Raw genomic sequence first — 16,969 nt, 5'->3', positions numbered from 1 at the left:
CCGTCGGGACGATTCGGCTTCGGCGGGACGCGAGATGATGGGGAGATGCTGGACGATGTCGTCGAACACCTCGCCTGCCCGGTCTGCCGCGGCTCCCTGGAGCTCGGGGAGCGGGTCCTGCGGTGCGCCCTGGGGCACGGCTTCGACGTGGCCAGGCAGGGATACGTCAGCCTGCTGACGGGGTCCCGGGTGCCGGGAACGGCCGACAGCGCGGCCATGGTGGCGGCCAGGGACGCGTTCCTCGCCGCCGGGCACTACGCCCCGCTGGCGGAGGCGGTCGCCGGCGCCTGCCGTACCGACGCGAGGGTGGTGGCCGACGCCGGTGCCGGGACGGGCCACTACCTCGCGCGGGCGCTCGACGGGCTGCCGGAGGCCGCCGGGGTGGCGCTGGACGTCTCCAAACACGCGATCAGACGGGCCGCGCGGGCCCATCCCCGGCTGGGGGCGGTCGTGGCCGACGTGTGGAGACCGCTGCCGCTGGGAGATGACACGATAGATGTGCTTCTCAATGTGTTCGCCCCCAGAAATGGGGCAGAGTTCGCACGAGTGCTCAAGGGGGACGGTGAGCTCGTAGTGGTCACACCGACCTCGCGGCACCTATCGCCACTGGTGGAGCGGCTGGGGCTCCTGTCGGTGGACGACTCGAAGGAGCGGCGTGTGGCGGAGAGCCTGAACGAGCACTTCGTCGAGACCGGCCGGAGCACTCTCGCGTTCGAGATGGCCCTGGGGCATGATGCGGTCGAGGCGGTCGTGGGAATGGGGCCCAGCGCCTGGCATACGGACACGGAAGTTATGCGAAGAAAGATCGCAGAACTCCCAGAAATGTGCCTCGTGGAGGCTTCTTTCCGTATGTCTATCTTTAAGCACCACCTCTGAGCAAGCTGTGTGCTTGACAGCCCCTTCGGGGCACCTGTTACTGATGTGACTTTTAGTCCGAAATTCCCTGACATTACTCAAGCAATTAGCCGGTGAAGGCGACATACTGGACCGCAATCCGGCGAGCCCGCGCCTGGACGCGTGAAGCTGACACCTTGACGGAGGGAAGCGCCATATGAAGGCGGAGGAGCGCTGGCAGGCCAGGTTCCGTGCGCCGCGCGCGACGTTGCCCGTGTGGGCGAGCCAGGCTCCCAGCCGGTCCGTCTACCGCAGCAACGCCTCGGGGGCGTGGGAGGTCTACGCCTGGGACCGCGCGGGCGGCTCCGCCCGTCAGGCGACCTCGCGTCCCAAGGGCACCTCGCACGGCGCGATCGATCCCACCGGGCAGTGGATCTGGTGGTTCGACGACACCGACGGCGACGAGTGGGGCCGGTGGATGCGCCAGCCCTTCTACGGCGGCCCCGACCAGCCGGTCGACCTCGCCCCCGGATTCCCCGCCGGGCTCGGGCTCTCGGCGACGGGCGACGCGGTCGTCGGCATGGCCAGGCCCGGACAGGGTTTCACCATCCATCTCGTACGGCCGGGCGAGCCCGCGCGGACGATCTACGAGCACACCGAGGCGGCCGCCGTCTCCGCGGTCTCCCTGGACGGCTCGCTGATCGCGATCAGCCACAGCGAGCACGGCGACGCCAGGCACCCCGGGCTGCGCGTGCTCCGGCGCAACGGCGAGGTCGTCGGCGACCTGCACGACGGTCCCGGCAAGGGGGTCGTCGGCCTGCGCTTCGCCCCGCTGTCCGGGGACCGCCGCCTGCTCACCCTGCACGAGCGCAGGGGCCGCCGCGAGCCCCTCGTCTGGGACCCCGAGACCGGCGACCAGCGGGAGATCTGGCTGCGCGACCCGGGCGAGATCACCGCCGACTGGTACGACGACGGCCGCTCGCTGCTCGTCGTGCGCGGCAACCGGGGGCGCACCTATCTGACCCGCTACGACCTTCCGGGCGGCGGGCTCTTCCCGATCGAGACCCAGCACGGCGTGATCGACGCCGCCGCCCCCCGCCCCGACGGCTCCGTCGAGTACTCCTGGTCCAGCGGGGCCCACCCGCCGCTGATCCGGTCGACCAGCGGCCACGTGGTGATGAACCACGGCGGCCCCACCTCGCCCCCGTCGGTCCCGGTCGAGGACGTGGACGTGGAGGGGCCGGGCGGCCGCATCCACGCCCTGGTCTCCCGCCCCGAGCGCGGCTCGGGCCCCTTCCCCACGGTCTTCATGCTGCACGGCGGGCCCACCGCCCAGGACGACGACTCCTTCGTGCCGCAGGTGGCAGCCTGGGTGGATCTCGGCTTCGCGGTCGTACGGGTCAACTACCGGGGCTCCACCGGATACGGCTCGGCCTGGCGGAACGCCCTGCACGGCGACGTCGGGCACATCGAGCTGGCCGACGTGGCCGCCGTCAGGGACACGATGGTCGACCGCGGCGTCTGCGACCCCGACCGGCTGGTGCTGTCCGGCGCCTCCTGGGGCGGCTACCTCACGCTGCTCGGCCTGGGCACCCAGCCCAAGATCTGGGCGGCGGGCATCGCCACGGTGCCGATCGCCGACCACGTCGCCACCTACGAGGAGGAGACGGAGGCGCTGCGCTCCTACCACCGCGCGCTGCTCGGCGGCTCGCCCGAGGAGCAGCCCGAGCGGTACGCGAACAGCTCGCCGATCACCTACGTCGACCAGGTCGAGGCCCCGCTGCTGATCCTCGCCGGGGAGAACGACCCGCGCTGCCCGATCGGGCAGATCGAGGCGTACGTGGCCCGGCTCGCCGAGCGCGACCACGAGCACCGGGTGTACCGCTACGACGCGGGTCACGGCTCCCTGGTCGTCTCCGAGCGGATCGCGCAGATGTCGGCCCAGCTGGATTTCGCCAGAAAGCACGTGAATACCGATATATAGCCCACATCGCCCGGTGAGAGGGTGACGGTCTCGCCCGTACGGTCCCCGGGTCGTGCGGGCGATCTCGCCCGGCAGGTGGACGGCCCCGTCAACGGCCCGTCCGGCCGGTGGGCAGCCCCGTCAACGGGCCTCCTCCCCCGGGTGGGCGACCCCGTCAGCGGGCGCGCAGGACCACGATCGCCATGTCGTCGGCGCTCGGCTCGGGGGCGAAGTCCTGGACCGCGCGGCGGATCCGCTCGGCGACCGCCCTCGCCGACAGCCCCGCGCACTCGGCCAGCAGCTTGGCCAGCCCCCCGTCGTCGTCGAGCAGCCGCCCGTCCCTGCGACGCTCGGTGACCCCGTCGGTCACCGCGAGAAGCACGTCACCGGGGTCGAGATGGACGAGCTCCGCCTTGAAGGTCGCCTCGGGGAAGACGCCCAGCAGCGACTGCGAGGTCACCACGGCCTCCACGACGCCGCTGGGCCGCAGCCGCAGCGCCTCCGGGTGCCCCGCGGAGACCATCGCCACGTCCAGGCCGGTCGGCACGGGCCTGATCTCCCCGTGCAGCAGCGTCAGGAAGCGGGCGCGCTCGCCCTCCTCCAGGATCGCCTGGTTGAGGCGGTCGAGGACGGCGGCCACCCCGTACCCCTCCCGCGAGAGCAGGCGCAGGGTGTGGCGGGCCAGGCCGGTGACCGCGGCGGCCTCGGGGCCGGTCCCGCAGACGTCGCCCACCGCGAACCGCCAGGAGCCGTCGCCGGCCGCGAAGAGGTCGTAGAAGTCCCCGCCGACCTCGTTGGTCTCCCCCGCGGGCTCGTAGACCACCGCGGGGTCCAGACCGGGGATCTCGCCGGGCTCGTCGGGAGGGAGCAGGCTGCGCTGCAGGGCCCGGTTGGCCGCCGCCTGGGTGGCGTACAGCAGGGCGTTGTCCAGGGCGAGCGCGGCACGGCGGCCGATGTCCTCGGCGTACTGGAAGACGTCCTCGGCGAACCGGTCGGGCCGCCCCAGGCACATCGCGCCCAGCGTGCGCCCGCGCGCGAGGAGCGGGATGACCAGCACCTGCGAGTCGGCGAACTGCATGGAGCCGCCGGCCTGCGGGATCTGGACGCTGGCGAGCTCCTCCCGGAGCTCGTCGATGCGCCGCTCGTCGGTGTGCCAGAGGTAGGCTGGACGCTGCGGGCCGCCGCCGTTGCTCCAGGTGTAGACGGCACACCAGGTGGCCAGCCGTGGCACCACGATCTGCGAGATGATCGCGGGCACCATGTCAGGGTCGAGGGTGCCCGCCAGCAGGTCGCTGGCGTCGGCGAGAAAACCCATCCAGATCGGCCCGCGGCTGGGTTCCTCGGCGGTCCACTCCGAGGACGGCCGCCCGGAGGAGCCGGGCAGCCGGATCCTGGCCCAGTGCGTACGCTGCTGACCGGCGAAGGTGACACCCCATTCCTCCACCGGTACGGACGGGGCGCCGGGGCTCCCGTCGGGGGCCCGCTTCTGGCGCACCTCGATCTGCAGCCCGTCGCCCAGATGGCTCCAAACGATCTCAAAAGAGGCATCGGTCACCTGTGACGACAGGTCGGCCGCCAGCCGCTCGGCGACCGCCAGAACGGACGCGGCGGCCCAGGCGGTCATCACCTCGATGGTGAACCGCCTGGCGGCAGGAACGGCCGTGTGTCCTGGGGCGAAGGTCGCCGCCAGGACGGCGCGTGGAGCACTGGTCACTGTTCCGTGACTACCACACTTCCCGTTGACATGGGGTGAATCGAAGGTGGGACTACACATTGCGCACCGTGACAGACTGGGGTGACTCACGGCTGCGCCCCCGGGAGTCAAGGAGGTCATATGACCACGGTCAACACCGTGCCCGACGTCGAGGAGCGACGTTACAGCGAATCGGATCTGCGACCAATCTTGCAGACGCTCATCACCTGGCGCGACGGTGACTTCCGCCGCCGGGTGCCGCACGCCCCGCCGGGAATCCTCAGCGAGATCCGCCTGCTGCTCAACGAGGTGGCCGATCGCCGCGAGCACCTGGCCAACGAGCTGCACCGGGTCCGCCGCGAGGTGGTGAAGGAGGGCCGCTTCGGCGAGCGCCTCACCCCCGGTCCCGGCGTGGGCTCATGGGCCGAGAGCGTCGATTCGGTCAACACGCTGATCGACGCGCTCGTGGGCCCGGTCAGCGGGGCCGCGGACGTGATCGACGCGGTGGCCAAGGGTGATCTGTCCCGCCGGATCGACCTCGACCGCGGTGCCAGGGGCGAGGTGCGCCGCCTCGGCAAGGCGATCAACGGCATGGTCGACCAGCTCTCGCTGTTCACCTCCGAGGTGACGCGGGTGGCCAGGGAGGTCGGCACCGAGGGCCGCCTGGGCGGCCGGGCGAACGTGCGCGGCATGTCGGGAAGCTGGCGCGACCTCACCGAGGCCGTCAACACCATGTCCAGCCGCGTCTCCGCGCAGGTCCGCGACATCGCCGCGGTGACCACCGGGGTCGCGCGAGGCGACCTGAGCCGCAAGGTCACCGTCGACGCGGTCGGCGAGATGTTCGAGCTGAAGAACACCGTCAACACCATGGTCGACCAGCTGCTGGCGTTCGCCGAGGAGGTCACCCGCGTCGCCCGCGAGGTCGGCACCGAGGGCCAGCTCGGCGGCCAGGCACAGGTGCGCGGGGTCTCGGGGGTCTGGAAGGACCTGACCGACAACGTCAACGTGATGGCGGGCAACCTGACCACCCAGGTCCGCGCCATCGCGGCGGTCTCCACGGCGGTGGCGCAGGGTGACCTGTCCAAGAAGATCACCGCGGACGCGCAGGGCGAGATCCTCCAGCTCAAGGACACCCTGAACACCATGGTGGACCAGCTGTCGATGTTCGCCGACGAGGTCACCCGCGTCGCCCGCGAGGTCGGCACCGAGGGCCAGCTCGGCGGCCAGGCCCGCGTACGCGGCGTCTCCGGGGTCTGGAAGGACCTCACCGACAACGTCAACTCCATGGCCAACAACCTCACCTACCAGGTCCGCAACATCGCCGAGGTCACCACCGCGGTCGCGTCCGGCAACCTGACCCGCAAGATCGACGTGAACGCGCAGGGCGAGATCCTCGCGCTGAAGACCACGATCAACACCATGGTCGACCAGCTGTCGTCGTTCGCCTCCGAGGTGAGCCGCGTCGCCCGCGAGGTCGGCTCGGAGGGCCAGCTCGGCGGCCAGGCGCAGGTGCCCGGTGTCTCCGGCACCTGGAAGGACCTCACCGACAACGTCAACGTGATGGCGAACAACCTGACCACCCAGGTCCGCCAGATCGCCGCGGTGTCCACCGCCGTCGCCCAGGGCAACCTGTCCAAGAAGATCACCGCGGACGCGCAGGGCGAGATCCTCCAGCTCAAGGACACCCTGAACACCATGGTGGACCAGCTGTCGATGTTCGCCGACGAGGTCACCCGCGTCGCCCGCGAGGTCGGCACCGAGGGCCAGCTCGGCGGCCAGGCCCGCGTACGCGGCGTCTCCGGGGTCTGGAAGGACCTCACCGACAACGTCAACTCCATGGCCAACAACCTCACCTACCAGGTCCGCAACATCGCCGAGGTCACCACCGCGGTCGCGTCCGGCAACCTGACCCGCAAGATCGACGTGAACGCGCAGGGCGAGATCCTCGCGCTGAAGACCACGATCAACACCATGGTCGACCAGCTGTCGTCCTTCGGTGCGGAGGTCACCCGCGTCGCCCGCGAGGTCGGCTCCGAGGGCAAGCTGGGCGGCCAGGCCCGCGTCGAGGGCGCCGAGGGCATCTGGAAGCGCCTCACCGAGAACGTCAACGAGCTCGCCGCCCGCCTGACCACCCAGGTGCGCGCCATCGCCGAGGTCACCACCGCCGTGGCCACCGGCGACCTGACCCGCTCCATCACCGTCGACGCCGAGGGCGAGATCGGCGAGCTGAAGGACAACATCAACATGATGGTGGCGGTGCTGCGCGACACCACCACCGCCAACCAGGAGCAGGACTGGCTGAAGTCCAACCTGGCGAGGATCTCCCGCCTCATGCAGGGCCACCGCGACCTGATGGAGGTCGCCAAGCTCATCATGAGCGAGCTGACCCCGCTGGTGTCGGCCCACTACGGCGCCTTCTACCTCGCCGAACCCACCGGCGACCGCGACCTGCACCTCATCGCCGGGTACGGCGCCCGCTCCGGCAACGGCCCCCGGCAGCGGTTCGCGACCGGCGAGGGAATCGTGGGACAGGCCGCGATGGAGGGCAGGGGGATCATCCTCGGCAACGTGCCCGCCCGCTACCTGACCGTCGACACCGGACTGAGCACCTCCACGCCCGCGCAGATCGTCGTGCTGCCGGTCCTGTTCGAGACGCAGGTGCTCGGCGTGCTGGAGCTGGCCTCGTTCAGCGAGTTCAGCGAGATCCACCACGACTTCCTGAACCAGCTCGTCGAGACCATCGGCGTCACGATGAACACGATCATCGCCAACTCCAGGACCGAGGACCTGCTGACCGAGTCGCAGCGCCTCACCACCGAGCTGCGGGAGCGTTCCGACGAGCTCCAGCGCCAGCAGGAGGAGCTGCGCCGCTCCAACGCCGAGCTGGAGGACAAGGCCGCGCTGCTGGCCAAGCAGAACCGGGCCATCGAGATCCAGAACTTCCAGATCGAGCAGGCCCGCCGCACGCTGGAGGAGCGCGCCGAGCAGCTCGCGGTCTCCTCCCGCTACAAGTCCGAGTTCCTCGCCAACATGTCCCACGAGCTGCGCACCCCGCTGAACAGCCTCCTCGTGCTGGCCAAGCTGCTCACCGAGAACGCCGAGGGCAACCTCACCGCCCAGCAGGTGGAGTTCGCCAGGACCATCCACGGCGCCGGCTCGGCCCTGCTGCAGCTGATCAACGACATCCTCGACCTGTCGAAGGTCGAGGCGGGCCGGATGGACATCCACCCCCAGCAGATCTCCCTGCCCAAGCTCGTCGACTACTTCGAGGCCACCTTCGCGCCGCTCGCCCAGGACAAGGGCCTGTCGTTCACCGTCGAGGTCGACCCCTCGATCCCGCAGGAGCTCCGCACCGACGAGCAGCGCCTCCAGCAGGTGCTGCGCAACCTGCTCTCCAACGCGATCAAGTTCACTCCCAAGGGAGAGGTGCGGCTGCGCGTGATCCACGCCGGCCGCACCGTCTCCTTCGTGGACGACACCCTGCGCGGCGCCGACGGCATCCTCGCCTTCGAGGTGGTCGACACCGGCATCGGGATCGCCTCCGACAAGCTGGAGGTCATCTTCGAGGCGTTCCGCCAGGCCGACGGGACCACCAGCCGCAAGTACGGGGGGACGGGCCTGGGCCTGTCCATCTGCCGCGAGATCGCCCGTCTGCTCGGCGGCGAGATCCACGTGATCAGCGAGGTCGGCGAGGGCAGCACCTTCACCCTCTACCTGCCCCCGTCGTACGGCGGACCGCTGGCCTCGCGCGACGGCGGGGCGAGCACCCCCAGCGCCTCCCCCCGCAACCCGGCGCTCGTCGGCGTGCTGGAGGAGCCGGACGACCTGCCGGAGCTGACGTTCAACGACGACATGCCCCTGCCGCAGTTCCCGCAGGGCGAGGGCAAGCCGTGGAAGGGCGACGACCCGCTGACCGGGGCGAAGATCCTGATCGTGGACGACGACATCCGCAACGTGTTCGCGCTGACCAGCGTGCTCGAACGCTACGGCTCCACGGTGATCTACGCGGAGAACGGCCGCGAGGGCATCGAGCAGCTCGAGCGCAACGAGGACGTCGCCCTCGTCCTGATGGACATCATGATGCCGGAGATGGACGGTTGGGCCACCACCTCGGCGATCCGCCGGATGCCCCAGTTCGCGGATCTGCCGATCATCGCGCTAACCGCTAAGGTCATGCGAGGTGACCGGGAGAAAAGCATCGCGTCCGGCGCCTCCGACTACGTGCCCAAGCCCGTGGACGTCGACCGCCTCCTGGAGAGGTTGCGCGGCTGGCTGACCCGGGGCAAGCCGGCCGGCGACTCCAACGAAGGCGTGTGATCGATGCCGGACAGAGCCAAGATTCTCCTGGTCGACGACCGGGAGGAGAACCTGATCGCGCTCGAGGCCATTCTCAGCTCGCTCGATCTGGTACCCGTGCGGGCGAAGTCGGGTGAGGAGGCGCTGAAGGCCCTGCTCGGCACGGAGTTCGCCCTGATCCTGCTCGACGTCCGGATGCCGGGCATGGACGGGTTCGAGACGGCGGCCCACATCAAGCGCCGCGAGCGCACCCGCAACATCCCGATCATCTTCCTGACCGTGGTCGACAGCGCGCCCGACTACGCCTTCCGCAGCTACGCCGCGGGCGCCGTCGACTACCTCACCAAGCCCTTCGACCCGTGGGTGCTCCGGGCCAAGGTCGCGGTGTTCGTGGAGCTCTACAACATGAACCGCAGGCTGGCCGAGCAGGCCACCATGCTCCGCGAGCGCCTCGGCGCGGAGCTGCCGCCCGGTGAGGCGTCCGACCAGGCCGCCGTGCTGCCCGAGCTGTCCAGGCGCCTGGCCGCCGTCGAGGAGGAGCTCGGCCGGGTCGCCGAGCTGGTCCGTAAGAGCGGCGACCCCGGCCTCGCGGGACCGGTGGCCGACCTGTCCAACCGCCTCAGCCACCTGCGCGCGGGCTTCGACGCACTTACCTGACGGACCGTTCTCGCGCTGCGGTCCTGAGCGCGCTTACGCGTCTCAGCGGCGGGCGCGCTCCAGGGCGTCCCAGAAGCCGCGGCGCAGGGCGTGGCGGACCTCGTCGTGCAGGAGGAAGTCGATCGGCAGGGAGGAGCCCTGGAGCAGGCGCGCCTCCAGGTCCGAGGGCATCCGGGGCTTACGGGCGAGGACCGCCTCCAGCCACAGGGCGGGCGCGTCCTTGGCCACGGACTCGCCGAAGTCGTGGCCTTCCTTGTGGGCGGCCTGCACCGCGTCGGAGAGAGTCGTCGCGGTGCCGGTTCCGGAGCTCTGCGGGGGGACCGGGGCCGGCTGGGGGCCGGTGTAGGCGCCCATCTGCGGGGACTGGTAGCTCGGCATGCCGCCGGTGTTGCCCAGCGAGTACTGCGGCGCGGCCGGCAGCGGGCCGGTCTGGTTGCCGACGGCCGCGTGGGAGGGCGCGGAGGCGGGCGGGGACGGCGAGGAGGGCGGGGACGGCGGTGCGGCGGGAGCGACCGGGGTGATCGGCGACTCCTGGGTGTAGCTCGGGTAGGTGGAGGGCAGCGCGGGCTGGGCGTGGGCCGCGCGGGAGGTCTGGACCGCGGGGATGGGGCTGGTGGCCGGGGCGCCGTTGCTCCCGCCGGCACCGCGGGAGGTGGCGGGCTGGCCGTTGCCGGAGCCGTGCTGGTGGCCGTTGGCCACCAGGGCGGGCGTCTCGCCGCTGAGCAGGCTGACGTGGGGGCGCAGATGACCGGCGCCGATCTCGATCAGGTCGTCGCACTCCTGGCGCAGCGTGCGGGAGACGGCCCAGCTGCCGTCGGCGCTGATGTGGACCACCGTGACCCGGATGCCGAGGTCCTGGGCGTCGCAGACGACCTGCGCGAGGTCCTCGTCACCGCTGACCACGACCGCGTCGCAGACCGCGCCGTTGCGGGCCAGCGTCATCAGGTCGCGGTGGACCTGGGCGTCGACGCCCTCGCGACGGCCGGGGCGGATGCGCGACAGGCGGAGCTTGAGGCCGGGGATGTCGGCCAGCGTGTCGTGTTCCGGGGTGCGGCGGCCCTCCACGGTCGCCTCGTACCAGTAGCAGCGCAACAGCGGCAGGCCGGTGCGCTCTCTCGACAGCTTGTTGAGCAGCTGGAGCAGCCCCGGGTAGTCCCAGGAGACGGACTCGCGGTGGCGGGTACCGTGCACCGCCATCGCGCCGTCGGCCAGCAGGTAGCCGGCGTCCACGAACAGCGCGCAACGATCCACACGACACCGCCCTTCCTACGTGGCCCGATCCTTCGGTTCAGACAAGCCTGAAAGAACCCCTAAGAGACCGGACAGACGGCCCTTCCTCAGGGTAATCAAGCAGCTGACCATCCGAGGGTGAATCCCGACGATTCCACCCGCGCTCGACCATACGCTGGATCGTTCACGCCGACCGTACCAGTTTGTCCCGTTCGTGGATCCCCCCGGCGAGGTGCCACTCGCTCGGGTTTCCCGCCGCCCCGCCCCATGTGCCCCCACACCCCGCATGACGCCTTCGCCGCACAGCGGACCCGGGCGAACGGCGCGCCCCGTCAGAAGGCGGTCTGTACGCTCACCGCCGCCGCGCCGAACAGCAGGACGTCCTGGTGCGTGCTGAGCTCCAGCACCGGGTCGCGGCCGAGGGGCGTCCGGAAGCGGTCCACGTCCGTGCCGAAGGTCGTGCCGGTGCCCCGCGCCCCGGCGGCGGACCCGTCGAAGGGATTGCGCGGGTCTTGCTCCCCGCCCGCGGGCCGCAGGGGCCGGCCGCCGAGCCTCACCCGATCGCCCATGACGCCCGCGTCACCCTCCCAGGTCACCAGGGCCAGCCTCGCGGGGGCGTCGGAGCCGGAGGGGGTGAGCCCTCCGAGCGGCATCCGCGCCGAGCGGTGCCCCCCGTCCAGCACCGTCGCGGTGTCCACGACGACGGCCTGGCTGTACGGCCGGCGCGGGTCGGCCACGATGATCACCAGGCTCCAGCCGGCATGGCGCGCCACCCCGGACCGCACCGAGGCGTCGGCCACCCAGTACGTCCCGCGGGCCGTGCCCAGCAGACGCGTCACGTCGGCGAACGCCTGGTAGCCGCGCCCCGCGGGGAGCTCCCGCTCCACCACCTGCGTGGCCCTGACCTGCCGGTACCGCTCCTCGCCCGGCACCTTGAGCTTGATCCGCTCGCTGGGGGGCGCGCTCGCCGACCAGTAGAGTCCCGCCCAGACCACCTCGCTCGCGGCCGGCACGACGAGCCGGGCGGCGCTCGAACTGCTCGTCGACGGGTCCCCGTCGCGGTCGAGGGGGCGCATCTCCCAGCTGTTGTTGTCGCGCCTGCCGCCCCGCCGCGAGTGGGCGGCCTCGCACGCGGGCTCCGAGGGCGCGCAGCTCATCAGGGTGTTGCCGATCGCGGAGACGGCCACCCTGCCGTCGGTGGCGAACCGGGCCGGGGCCCCCGTCGCCCGTACCCCGCCGCGCGACCTGGCCGCCACCCGCGTCCCCGCGGTGGAGACCGTGACCGAGGGCACCGCCCCGTAGGGCGCGTCGCCCGACACCAGGACCCTCAGGAAGACCGCCGTGGCCCGGCCCGCAGGCAGCGGGCCGCGGACGCAGCGGGCGCCCCGGCTTCTCGCCCGGCAGGACCAGCCGTCGACCGTGCCGACCGGCGTGACGCCGCCGACGGCGTTTCCCCTGCGGGACCCGGACGGCAGCGTCACGCCTCGCGGCAGGCCGACATCGGCGACGACCTCCTCGCTCCGCCCTCGGCCCGCGTTGCGGAGGCGCACCACGACGATCCCGGCCTCGGACCTGACCAGGGCGCCGAGCGCGTCGATTTTGGCCACCAGGCGGGGGGCGAGCCAGGAACCCGTCCGGCCGTCCTGTCCCGCTCCCGCCGTCCCCGGCGGCGTCCCGGCCGGGTCACCGCTCCCGGCTCCCGTTCCCCCGAGCCCTGCGCCGGGTGCCGCACCGGCACTCGCCCCACCGGATCCTGACGTCGTCCCGGTCCCGGCGGGCTCGCGGTCGGGACCCGTCGGCCGCCCGGAGAGTGACGGTACGGACGAGCCGGAGGTGTCCGGCCCGTCCGAGGACCCCCGCGGGGCGGGGGAACCGGGCGCGGGGGCCACGACGATCGGCTCGGAGGCCGTGCTCGGCCCGGGGGCGGGCTCCTCGGCCGACACCAGCACGAGGGCCGCGGCCACCGCGACCGCGGTCGCCATCGCACCGGTCGCGACGGCGCGCCGTACGGACCGGGGAGCCCGGTGCCAGCGCCCGGACAGCCCGCCGCCCGCCGTGGCGCCCATCCTGGCGAGTGCCGTCAGGTAGGCGGGGAACGCGGGACCGGCGACGAGCGGTCCGATCACCGAGCGGATGCCCTGGCCGATACCGGTCAGCTCCGCGAGCACCGCGCGGCAGCCGGAGCAGCCGTCCAGATGCCTTTCGATGATCCTGCCCTGTTCCCTGGGCAGGCCGCCGCGGGTGTAGGGACCCAGCCTGATCAGCACGGGCCGGCACTCGGGGGCGGACGTCTCGGCCAGGTGGATGCGCAGGCACGCCTGGCGCGTCCCCTCCCGTGCCCGGTGGGCGAGCGCGGCCGCGCCGTTGACCGTCAGGCCCAGCAGGAGCCCGACGTCCTCGGCCCTGAGCCTCTCGACCTCGGCGTGCCACAGGACGAACTGCCACCGCTCGGGCAGGGAGAGGAACGCCCTGGCCACCGGTGAGCGTTCCAGGCCCGCCACCGACGGGTCGACGAGAAACGCGCGCGGACCGAAAGGGGACTCTCCGTCCGCCCGCTCGTCGATCTCCCCCCGCGCCCGCTCGCCGGTCCCCCCGTCATCCCCGTCCGCCCTTTCGTCTTCGTCGGCCTCCCCGTCCGTCCCTTCGCCGATCTCTCCCTCCGCCCGCTCGCCGATCTCTCCGCCCCCTCCGCCCTCCCCGCCCGCGCTCTCTCCGTCCTCCCCCTCCGCCCGCTCACCGGTCTCCCCCGATGCCTTCCTGCCGGCTTCCGGTGCGACTTCCGGTGCGGCGGCCGCCGGGCCGTTCCCCGTGCCGGTCGTACCGGGACAGGCGTCGGCGGTGCGGCGGAGGGCGGTGAGGAGGTGGACGCGGAACGCCTGTTCCGGCCCGTGTCCCCGGGCGATCACGTGGTGGACATCGGCGAACGTCCTCTCCACGACGCCCTCGACGTCGGCCTCGCCCGGCAGGAGCAGGCGGGCCAGGGCATGCGCCGCGGGGGCGTGCCGCTGATGGAGCACCCGGTAGGCGGCCACGTCGCCGTTCCTGGTGGCAGCCAGCAGTTCAGCATCGCCTTGAGATGTTTTCACACTCATTGTGACCTCGCCATTACCTGGAGTTGCCTGCCGGATAATCCCGCAGTACGCGCCGCGAGTAAACCCGGATTGCACTTTTGCCACCTCCGGCCCGAAACTCGCGTTACGGCGGCCCGGTTTCCCGGCGGGGTCCGATCGGACGGGTTCGGGGATCGCCCTAACCTTGTGCCATGAGCGATCGCGAGAACCTGCTGGCGGAGATCAAGGGCAAGGCCGTGGTGCACGGCAAGGTCGTGCTGTCCTCGGGCATGGAGGCCGACTTCTACGTGGACATGCGCAGGGTGACCCTTGACGGGCAGGCGGCGCCGCTGGTGGGGCGGGTCATGCTGGACATCACCGAGGGCCTCGAGTACGAGGCGGTCGGCGGCCTGACGCTGGGCGCCGACCCGGTGGCGACCGCCATGATGCACGCGGCGGCCGCGCGAGGCGGGAGGCTCGACACGTTCGTGGTCCGCAAGGCGCAGAAGACCCACGGCATGCAGCGCCGGATCGAGGGACCGGACGTGTCGGGACGGCGGGTGCTGGTGGTCGAGGACACCTCCACCACCGGCGGATCCCCGCTGACCGCCGTGGAGGCGCTGCGCGAGGCGGGCGCCGAGGTCGTGGCGGTCGCCACGATCGTGGACCGGGGGGCCGCCGCGGCGATCACCGGGGCAGGACTGCCGTACCTGACCGCCTACGACCTGGCCGACCTCGGCCTGGCCTAGAGCAGCACCCGCCGACCACTGCCCGATCCGGCCTGGAGTCCGCTCTGGCCTGGAGCCGTGCACGGAGCGCCGGAGGGCTTTGCGCGCGGGGGATCCGGAGCCGGCGGGAGAGCCGGGATCAGCCGCGGGAGACCGTGAACTCCTGGCGCTCCCCCGCCTTGCCCGGGGAGCGGACGGCCCCGTTCACCTGGACGCGGACGGCGGCGGAGTCGGCCAGGACGACGTCGATCTTGGGATCGAAGGCCTGGAACTGCTCGCCGCGGGTCAGCTCCCGGTCGAGGAGCACGTCGCCCCCGGTGACCTTCAGGAAGACCGTGGGGCAGTGCTCCCGCAGGCACTCGACGAGGACCGTCGGGACGCGCTCGGGGGTGGCGGAGGGGGGCGGGGAGACGGCGGCGGACGACACGCCGGCCGAGGGGGCGGGCGACGCGACCGTGTCCGCGCCGGAGCCCAGGCTGCCGAACAGCGAGAGGACTCCGAACACGATCAGGGCGACGAGCGCCAGCACCGCCAGTCCGACGAGGACCAGGCGCGCGATACCCATGGGGTCAGACCTGTGGCGTCCCACACTGTGGAGGTTAGCGGTTCGTGAGGAGATTTCACGACCGTCCCGGCGGATCGGTCAGGAAGAACCGCGATCTGGAAGATCGTCCGTACCCGCCCAGGTCGTGCGCCCCCCGGGCTCTCCGGCCGGGGAGGGGCCGGGGATAGGTTGGAGACACGGCCGGGGCGCATCGGTACGGATCGAAGTGGTACTGGAGCTATCCGGCCGGGCATGAACCCGGGATACTGGCCCACGGGCTATGTCCTCATAGCCACGCGCCAGCTGTTCACAGCCGTCTCCAGGGAGATGACACGATGCCTATCGCTACTCCAGAGGTCTACGCCGAGATGCTCGACCGGGCCAAGACGGGCGGTTTCGCCTACCCGGCCATCAACGTGACCTCGTCACAGACCCTCAACGCGGCGCTCAGGGGGTTCGCCGAGGCGGAGAGCGACGGCATCGTCCAGGTGTCGACCGGCGGTGCCGATTTCCTCTCGGGCACCACGGTCAAGAACATGGTGACCGGCTCGGTGGCGCTCGCGGAGTACGCCCGCGTCGTCGCGGCCAACTATCCCGTGACGATCGCCCTGCACACCGACCACTGCCCCAAGGACAAGCTGGACGGTTTCGTGCGCCCGCTGCTCGACATCTCCCTCGAGCGGGTGGCCAGGGGCGAGGATCCCCTTTTCCAGTCGCACATGTGGGACGGCTCCGCCGTGCCGCTGGACGAGAACCTGGAGATCGCCAGGGAGCTCATCGAGAAGACGGCCCGCGCGCGGATCGTCCTGGAGGTGGAGATCGGCGTCGTCGGCGGCGAGGAGGACGGCGTCGTCGGCGAGATCAACGAGAAGCTCTACACCACCACCGAGGACGCCCTCGCGACCGCCGAGGCCCTTGGCCTGGGTGAGCGGGGCCGCTACATGCTCGCCGCGACCTTCGGCAACGTGCACGGCGTCTACAAGCCGGGCCACGTCAAGCTCCGCCCGAGCGTGCTCAAGGAGATCCAGGACGCGGTCAGCGCCAAGTACGGCACGGAGAAGCCGTTCGACCTGGTCTTCCACGGCGGCTCCGGCTCGCTGCTCGAGGAGATCCACGAGGCCATCTCCTACGGCGTGGTGAAGATGAACATCGACACCGACACGCAGTACGCCTTCACCCGCCCGATCGCCGACCACATGTTCAGGAACTACGACGGCGTGCTCAAGGTCGACGGCGACGTCGGCAACAAGAAGGTGTACGACCCCCGCTCCTACGGCAAGGCCGCCGAGACCTCGATGGCGGCGCGCATCGTCGAGGCGGCCCAGCACCTGAAGTCCGCGGGCACGAAGATCTCCTAAGGCCGCGAAAGCGCCACGGCGGAGATCGCGAGAGATCGGCTTCCGGAAAGACTCCGGGGGCCGATCTTGGCCTGACGCGGGTACACCGGGTAGGACTGTCGTTATGGAATCGCACGAGAACCTCCTCGCCGGCCCGCCGCCCACCCTGCTCCCGGACCTGCCCGAGGCCCGGGAGGCGCTGGAATCCGGCGCCCAAGCATCCGACGTCGCCGCGCGCTTCCCCGCGTACCCGGCCGCCTGGGCCGTACTCGCGGACGAGTACTTCGCGGCGGGGCACGCCGTGACGTCGTACGCCTTCGCCCGCACCGGCTACCACCGCGGCCTGGACCAGCTCCGCAGGGCGGGGTGGAAGGGGCACGGCCCGATTCCCTGGCAGCACCTTCCCAACCAGGGGTTCCTGCGCTGCCTGCACGCGCTGGCCCGCGCCGCCCAGAGCATCGGGGAGAAGGAGGAGGCCGAGCGGTGCTTCCAGTTCCTGAAGGACTCCAGCGCCGAGGCGTCCGAGGAGCTGACAAGCCGCTGACCAGGCGATGTCCCACCCCCGGCCCCGCGGCCGGTCCCACCCCTGATCCGCCTCGCTGAGCCGCCGGTCAGCGTCCGATCCACCCCCGGGATC

The 16,969-nt window shown here is 71.6% G+C and carries 11 protein-coding genes; 7 read left to right on the top strand and 4 right to left on the bottom strand.

Annotated features, from left to right (window positions below):
* Positions 1-45 precede the first annotated feature (45 nt).
* On the top strand, positions 46-876 hold the full coding sequence (locus ACTOQ3_RS13865; RefSeq protein ID WP_440083790.1) for a putative RNA methyltransferase: 831 nt from the start codon (positions 46-48) through the stop codon (positions 874-876).
* A gap of 175 nt (positions 877-1,051) precedes the next feature.
* Entirely contained in the window at positions 1,052-2,818 is a 1,767-nt protein-coding gene (locus ACTOQ3_RS13860) for a S9 family peptidase (RefSeq protein WP_440083789.1), read from the top strand.
* Positions 2,819-2,972: 154 nt separating this feature from the next.
* Here the strand turns inward: ACTOQ3_RS13860 and ACTOQ3_RS13855 are convergent, their stop codons facing one another.
* A complete protein-coding gene (locus ACTOQ3_RS13855; RefSeq protein WP_440083788.1) occupies positions 2,973-4,511 on the bottom strand; it encodes a PP2C family protein-serine/threonine phosphatase in 1,539 nt (512 codons plus the stop codon).
* Positions 4,512-4,631: 120 nt separating this feature from the next.
* Between ACTOQ3_RS13855 and ACTOQ3_RS13850 the strand changes: the two genes are divergently transcribed.
* Entirely contained in the window at positions 4,632-8,807 is a 4,176-nt protein-coding gene (locus ACTOQ3_RS13850; protein WP_440083787.1) for a HAMP domain-containing protein, read from the top strand.
* Between the two features lie 3 nt (positions 8,808-8,810).
* Positions 8,811-9,443, top strand: a complete 633-nt coding sequence (locus ACTOQ3_RS13845; RefSeq protein WP_440083786.1) for a response regulator — start codon at positions 8,811-8,813, stop codon at positions 9,441-9,443.
* Positions 9,444-9,485: 42 nt separating this feature from the next.
* Here the strand turns inward: ACTOQ3_RS13845 and ACTOQ3_RS13840 are convergent, their stop codons facing one another.
* On the bottom strand, positions 9,486-10,694 hold the full coding sequence (locus tag ACTOQ3_RS13840) for an NYN domain-containing protein (RefSeq protein WP_440083785.1): 1,209 nt from the start codon (positions 10,692-10,694) through the stop codon (positions 9,486-9,488).
* A 311-nt stretch (positions 10,695-11,005) separates the two neighbouring features.
* On the bottom strand, positions 11,006-13,759 hold the full coding sequence (locus ACTOQ3_RS13835) for a zf-HC2 domain-containing protein (protein ID WP_440083784.1): 2,754 nt from the start codon (positions 13,757-13,759) through the stop codon (positions 11,006-11,008).
* Positions 13,760-13,935: 176 nt separating this feature from the next.
* Between ACTOQ3_RS13835 and pyrE the strand changes: the two genes are divergently transcribed.
* Positions 13,936-14,472: an orotate phosphoribosyltransferase gene (pyrE, locus tag ACTOQ3_RS13830; RefSeq protein ID WP_440083783.1), complete on the top strand. Its 537-nt coding sequence runs from the start codon at positions 13,936-13,938 to the stop codon at positions 14,470-14,472.
* A gap of 118 nt (positions 14,473-14,590) precedes the next feature.
* On the opposite strand, the gene ACTOQ3_RS13825 is transcribed toward pyrE, so the two are convergent.
* Complete coding sequence (locus tag ACTOQ3_RS13825; protein ID WP_440083782.1) at positions 14,591-15,016, bottom strand: hypothetical protein; 426 nt, start codon at positions 15,014-15,016, stop codon at positions 14,591-14,593.
* A gap of 314 nt (positions 15,017-15,330) precedes the next feature.
* On the opposite strand from ACTOQ3_RS13825, the gene fbaA reads away from it, so the two are divergent.
* Positions 15,331-16,353, top strand: coding sequence for a class II fructose-bisphosphate aldolase (gene fbaA / locus ACTOQ3_RS13820; RefSeq protein ID WP_440083781.1), 1,023 nt, complete (start codon positions 15,331-15,333; stop codon positions 16,351-16,353).
* A 103-nt stretch (positions 16,354-16,456) separates the two neighbouring features.
* Complete coding sequence (locus ACTOQ3_RS13815; protein WP_362689791.1) at positions 16,457-16,876, top strand: DUF3151 domain-containing protein; 420 nt, start codon at positions 16,457-16,459, stop codon at positions 16,874-16,876.
* The last annotated feature ends 93 nt before the right edge of the window (positions 16,877-16,969 follow it).

Origin of the sequence: Streptosporangium sp. LJ11 (assembly GCF_051918945.1) — a bacterium.
Lineage (GTDB): Bacteria > Actinomycetota > Actinomycetes > Streptosporangiales > Streptosporangiaceae > Streptosporangium.
The sequence above is the reverse complement of the archived record's forward strand: the minus strand, read 5'-3'. Positions and strand labels throughout refer to the sequence as shown.

Bases quoted from the DNA above. Each gene is read 5' to 3' on its own strand.
- ACTOQ3_RS13865 (WP_440083790.1), top strand. From the start codon at position 46: ATGCTGGACGATGTCGTCGAACACCTCGCCTGCCCGGTCTGCCGCGGC.
- ACTOQ3_RS13860 (WP_440083789.1), top strand. From the start codon at position 1,052: ATGAAGGCGGAGGAGCGCTGGCAGGCCAGGTTCCGTGCGCCGCGCGCG.
- ACTOQ3_RS13850 (WP_440083787.1), top strand. From the start codon at position 4,632: ATGACCACGGTCAACACCGTGCCCGACGTCGAGGAGCGACGTTACAGC.
- ACTOQ3_RS13845 (WP_440083786.1), top strand. From the start codon at position 8,811: ATGCCGGACAGAGCCAAGATTCTCCTGGTCGACGACCGGGAGGAGAAC.
- pyrE (WP_440083783.1), top strand. From the start codon at position 13,936: ATGAGCGATCGCGAGAACCTGCTGGCGGAGATCAAGGGCAAGGCCGTG.
- ACTOQ3_RS13825 (WP_440083782.1), bottom strand. From the start codon at position 15,016: ATGGGTATCGCGCGCCTGGTCCTCGTCGGACTGGCGGTGCTGGCGCTC.
- fbaA (WP_440083781.1), top strand. From the start codon at position 15,331: ATGCCTATCGCTACTCCAGAGGTCTACGCCGAGATGCTCGACCGGGCC.
- ACTOQ3_RS13815 (WP_362689791.1), top strand. From the start codon at position 16,457: ATGGAATCGCACGAGAACCTCCTCGCCGGCCCGCCGCCCACCCTGCTC.